Origin of the sequence: Rathayibacter sp. AY1E6 (assembly GCF_002931115.1) — a bacterium.
Taxonomy (GTDB): Bacteria; Actinomycetota; Actinomycetes; order Actinomycetales; family Microbacteriaceae; genus Rathayibacter.
Genome location: NZ_PSVK01000042.1, coordinates 1 through 5037 on the forward strand (window position 1 = coordinate 1; position 5037 = coordinate 5037).

Genomic DNA, 5037 nt, shown 5'->3' on the forward strand with positions numbered 1-5037 from the left:
CCGGCGCCGAGGTGCTGGAGCTCGCCCGCTGCGGAGTCGGCGCCGCCCGCTCCGCCGGGATCGCGCACGCCCTCTCCTCCGTCGCTGCTCCGCTCGAGCAGGTGTGGATCGCCAACACCGACGCCGACACCGTGGTCCCCCGCGACTGGCTGGCCGCCCACGTCGAGCACTCCCGACGGCACGACGCGCTGCTCGGCACGGTCCGGCCCGACCCGGCCGACCTCTCCCCCGGTGCCTACTCGCGCTGGCGAGACGTCCGCGCGCGGGAGGAGTCGATCGGCAGCATCCACGGCGCGAACCTCGGCGTCCGCGCGAGCGCATACCTCGCGGCGGGCGGCTTCGGCCGGGAGCCGCTGCACGAGGACGTCCTGCTCGTCGAGCGGCTGCGCGCGAGCGGCGCCCGGGTCGGAGCGACGGACCGCGGCGAGGTGATCACCTCCGGCCGCCGCGACAACCGGGTCGAGGGCGGCTACGGCCACTACCTCCACGCTCGCTTCCCGTCCGAGACGTCTCCGGCCTGCGGCTGAATCGGGTACACGCGCACGCGGAACACGATGCGAGGGGTCCCTGTCAATGGTCGGGCCGTGGTTTGTCACGGATTGCGCAGGAGAGTCAAATGGGTGTCGAGCACGACCCGGTGCTCTCCGATGGAAGGGTCACCGCATGAATCCCCGCCTCGTCCTGCTGGCACTGGTCGCCTTCACCGCCTACGTGTTCGGCTCCCGCGCCGGCCGTGGCCGCTACGAAGAGCTGCGCCACCTCGCACTCGGCGTGTGGAACGACCCGGCCACGAAGAAGACCCGCAAGAAGCTCAAGAAGACCTCCAAGCGCGAGGCCAAGCAGCTCACCGCCATCGCGAGCAAGGCCCGCGACAAGGTGCAGCGCCGCCTCCGCTGACCCCCGCTTCCACGACTCACCGGACACCGGCCCGCCGGCGTCTCCGCTCGCATCGGAACGGCCGATCGAGCACGAACTGAAGGAGAAACATCATGGGCATCATCAGCTGGATCATCCTCGGCCTCATCGCCGGGGCGCTCGCCAAGCTCATCCTCCCGGGCAAGCAGGGCGGCGGATGGATCATCACGATCGTCCTCGGCATCGTGGGCGCGCTGCTCGGCGGCTTCCTCAGCACGCTGTTCGGCATCCAGGACGCCGTCAACGGCATCAACATCGTGAGCATCATCGTCTCCGTCGTCGGTGCGATCGTCGTCCTCCTCATCTACGGCGCGATCGTCGGCCGCAAGTCCCGCGCGTAAGTCGCGCTCCCCGAAGGCCCCCGGCATCCGTGCCGGGGGCCTTCGGCGTTCCCGGAGCGGGCGCACCTCTACTCAGGGGATCCGACTCCTCCTCCGCGGGGAAGCTGGATGTCCACCGAGCGCGCAAGGGGTTGATGCTGAGAGCCGCAGGCGATGGACTGGAGGCACGACGGCGCGGCTCCACTGCGCCCTCGCCCCGACGAAAGGACGTACTCGCTCATGAGCGACGACACCGCAACGGTCCCCACGATCACCCTGAACAACGGCGTGGAGATCCCGCAGCTGGGCTTCGGCGTGTTCCAGATCGACCCGGCCGAGACCAAGGACGCGACCCTGGCGGCCCTCGAGGTCGGCTACCGCCACATCGACACCGCCGAGATGTACGGCAACGAGGCGGGCGTCGGCGAGGCCGTCCGCGCCTCCGGCCTCGACCGCTCCGAGGTCTTCGTGACCAGCAAGCTCAACAACGGCTTCCACGCCCGCGAGGACGCTCTCGCCGCGATCGACGTCACCCTCGGCGAGCTGAAGTTCGACTACGTCGACCTCTTCCTCATCCACTGGCCGCTCCCGAACGTGGGCGACTACCTGGAGACCTGGAAGGCGATGGAGGAGATCTACCGCAGCGGCAAGGCGAAGGCGATCGGCGTCTCCAACTTCCAGACCAACCACCTCAACCGGCTCCGCGCCGAGGCGACCATCGTCCCGGCCGTGAACCAGATCGAGGTGCACCCCTACCTCGTGCAGCAGGAGCTCCGCGCCTACGGCACCGAGCACGGCATCGCGACCGAGGCCTGGTCGCCGATCGCGCAGGGCCTCGTCCTCGACGACGACACCATCACCCGCATCGCGCGCAACGTCGACCGCAGCCCGGCGCAGGTCGTGCTCCGCTGGCACATCCAGCGCGGCGACATCGTCTTCCCGAAGTCGGTCACCCGCAAGCGCGTGGAGGAGAACTTCGCCCTCTTCGACTTCGAGCTCGACGACGAGGCGATGACCGACATCACGGCGCTCGACCGCGGCCACCGCACCGGCCCCGACCCCGACACCTTCAACTACATCCCGAGCTGATCCTCGGCTCCACGGAGCGCGCCCGGCCTGCAGTCATCCTGCGGACCGGGCGCGCTCGTGCGTGGGGCGGCGAGCCGAGCCGCGCACGAACAGGGCGGGTCTCGAGACGCCGCGCTGCCGCTCCTCGACCGGCACGGTCACGGGCCGACCGCACCCCTGCTGATCGAGGAGCGGGCGCAGCCCGCGTATCGGGATCCACCCCACCGACGAACAGCGCGGATCCCGATGCGCCGGGCCCGCGGGTCAGCCCTGCTGCGAGTCGCGCCAGGAGTGCTCGGGGGCGTAGCCGAGGACCTCGCGGGCGTGGTCGATCGAGAGCAGGGTGCCGGTTGTCCCGAGGTCGCCGCGCAGCTCGACGCCGGGGAACACCTCGGCCACCAGCTCGGCGTTGGGGCGCGTCATCACGGTGTCGGCCGCGGCGATGATGAAGCGGTCGAACCCGGTCGTCTCGGCGAGCAGCGCCTTCTCGACCGCCTGCGCTCCGTCGCGTCCGTCGATGTAGCCCCAGAGGTTCCACTTGCGCAGCAGCGCGTCGGAGTCGAACGACGGGAACTCGGCGTAGTCGGCCTCGTCCATGACGTTCGAGAAGCGCAGGCCCGTGATCTTCAGGTCCGGGTGCCAGCGGCACAGCTCGATCGCCATCTGCTCCTCGAGGTGCTTGGTGAGCGAGTAGACCGACTCCGGGCGCGCCGGGTACTGCTCGTCGACCGGGATGTAGGGCGGCGGGACGTCGAAGGGCAGGCCCAGCACGGTCTCGCTGGAGGCGTAGACGACGTTGCGGATGCCGGCACGGATCGCTCCGTGGAAGGCGTTGAACGTCGCGATCATGTTGTTGTGGAACGTGGCGACGTCGGGCACGAGGCCCGGCGCGGGTATCGCGGCGAGGTGCACGAGCGCGTCGATGCCCTCGTACTGGTCGTTCACCGACTGCAGCGCGTCCACGACCTGGCCGTAGTCGGCGATGTCGATGCGGACGAAGCCCGCGCCGCGGTCCCCCGCGCGGTCCAGGTTGAAGACCTCGTGCCCGGAAGCGCGGAGGCGGGTGACGACGTGGCGGCCGAGCTTGCCGGATCCACCGGTGACTGCGATTCTCATGCTCGAACGCTAACGGGCCTGAGCGACGAGGGACGAGGGTTGCGGATCAGCTCCGGGCATGGAGCGAGATCACGCCGCCGACCTCGGGCGTCGTCTCGTCGGCGACGAGCTCCGTCCAGCGGCGGAGCACGGCGGCGCCGGCCGCGTCGTTCACGGCTCCGTCGACGACGAGGACCGGGTAGGGCTTCTCGGGCACGCCCTCTGCGGGCCGCACGTCGACGTGGGCGACGTCGTAGGCGTGCTCGAACAGCCAGTCGGCCATCGCGTAGTCGCTCCGGGAGTCGCCGACCGTGCGCCAGCGCTGCGGGATCGCGCCGGTCGCTCCGAGCAGCTCCACGGCGCGCTGGGCGCCGAGGTCCTTGCCGAGCCGGTTCGACTCGATGTCGGTCGAGATGACGGTCGGGTCGATGCGGAAGTCGACCGTCCCCTCCTCGTTCGGGTACCGGATGCCGCGGCGCTCGACTCCGAGGCCCGCGGCGGTCATGATCTGCAGGGCGTCGGCGTCGAACACGAGCTGGCGCTCGAGGTAGTCCTCGCTCGGCAGGTCGACCAGCTGCTCGGCCGAGACCATGGCGCGCTTGGTCTCGTCGAAGAAGACCAGGTCGTCGTAGTCGGAGCGGATCATCCGCTCGAGGTCGCGGGCCACCGGCTCGGGGATCGCGAGCGACTCGTCGACGATCGGCTCCGAGGTGCCGCGGTAGTCGACGGTGAACCAGACGGCGCCCTTCTCGCAGACGCAGACGATGCGGGCCTCGGCCGAGACGCCGCGCTCGAGGAGCGCGGGCAGGACCCGCTCGCGCAGGAACGCGTCGGAGCGGCCCGTGTTGAACACGATCGGGATGCCGGCGTTGGCCAGGGTGACGAGGTCGTCGGCGATCTCGGGGATCGAGATCGTGCGCGTGACGGGGCTCGCGATGGGCCCGTCGACGTCGAGGAGCAGGCCGAGCGGAGGGGGTGTGGAGGTCATCGTGTCCCATTCTGCCGTGCCGGGGCCGCTCGACGCCTCCGTGACCGCCTCCGCGCGGGCGGAGCGGTTCAGGAGGCGGGGACGACGAGGGTGCGCTGGGCGGTGGTGCCGTCGGGAGCGAGGACGGCGAGGGTGATCAGGGTCTCGGAGTCGCGGCAGTCGGCGGTGACGGCGGTGTAGCCGGACGCCGCGAGGTCGACGGGCTCGCCCGCGCTCGCGTCGGTGGTACCGACGGCCAGGCGGGCGGTGGCACCTCCGCTCGTCTCCCACGACAGGGCGAGCGGGACGGAGGCGGTGCGGTCGCCCTCGCAGTCGACGGAGGCGGGGGTGGAGGCGAAGGAGACGATCGCGGGAGGAGCATCGGATCCGGTGCCCGGCTCGGTGTCTGACGGTGCGGCGGAGGCCGTCGATGCGGGGGCGGCGGCGCCGTCGGCCGCCTCCGCGGAGCCGGGAGCGGCGGACGTCGCCGGAACGGTCCCGGACGGCGCCGAGGACGGGCGCGCGGACGCCGTGGCTGCGCCGGGAGCTTGCCCGCCGGCGGGCCGGACGAGCAGCACGATCGCGAGGACGACGGCGACGAGTCCGAGGGCGGCGAGGACGATCCCGGTGGTGCGGGCGGAGCGGGACGGCATCGGTCCTCCTGGGACGGGA

6 protein-coding genes and 1 pseudogene are annotated in these 5037 nt (G+C 71.3%); 4 read left to right on the plus strand and 3 right to left on the minus strand.

The features are described from left to right. The 4 genes from C5C46_RS16410 to C5C46_RS16425 all read left to right on the plus strand — a co-directional run. The coding region (locus C5C46_RS16410) for a glycosyltransferase family 2 protein (protein WP_146079022.1) at positions 1–527 on the plus strand (527 nt) is incomplete at its 5' end. A gap of 136 nt (positions 528–663) precedes the next feature. Continuing rightward, positions 664–897, plus strand: coding sequence for a hypothetical protein (locus tag C5C46_RS16415; protein WP_104227476.1), 234 nt, complete (start codon positions 664–666; stop codon positions 895–897). Between the two features lie 92 nt (positions 898–989). Next, positions 990–1256 carry a GlsB/YeaQ/YmgE family stress response membrane protein gene (locus C5C46_RS16420; protein ID WP_104224330.1) on the plus strand — a complete coding sequence of 89 codons (267 nt, stop codon included), beginning with the start codon at positions 990–992 and terminating at the stop codon, positions 1254–1256. A 219-nt stretch (positions 1257–1475) separates the two neighbouring features. Next, positions 1476–2324: an aldo/keto reductase gene (locus C5C46_RS16425; RefSeq protein ID WP_104224329.1), complete on the plus strand. Its 849-nt coding sequence runs from the start codon at positions 1476–1478 to the stop codon at positions 2322–2324. A gap of 243 nt (positions 2325–2567) precedes the next feature. Here C5C46_RS16425 and C5C46_RS16430 read toward each other — a convergent pair whose 3' ends face one another. The 3 genes and pseudogenes from C5C46_RS16430 to C5C46_RS16440 all read right to left on the minus strand — a co-directional run. Further along, entirely contained in the window at positions 2568–3419 is an 852-nt protein-coding gene (locus tag C5C46_RS16430; protein WP_104227477.1) for an NAD(P)-dependent oxidoreductase, read from the minus strand. Between the two features lie 46 nt (positions 3420–3465). Next, complete coding sequence (locus tag C5C46_RS16435) at positions 3466–4386, minus strand: hypothetical protein (protein ID WP_104227478.1); 921 nt, start codon at positions 4384–4386, stop codon at positions 3466–3468. A 68-nt stretch (positions 4387–4454) separates the two neighbouring features. After that, positions 4455–5037: pseudogene (locus tag C5C46_RS16440) on the minus strand (hypothetical protein); the annotation flags it as partial.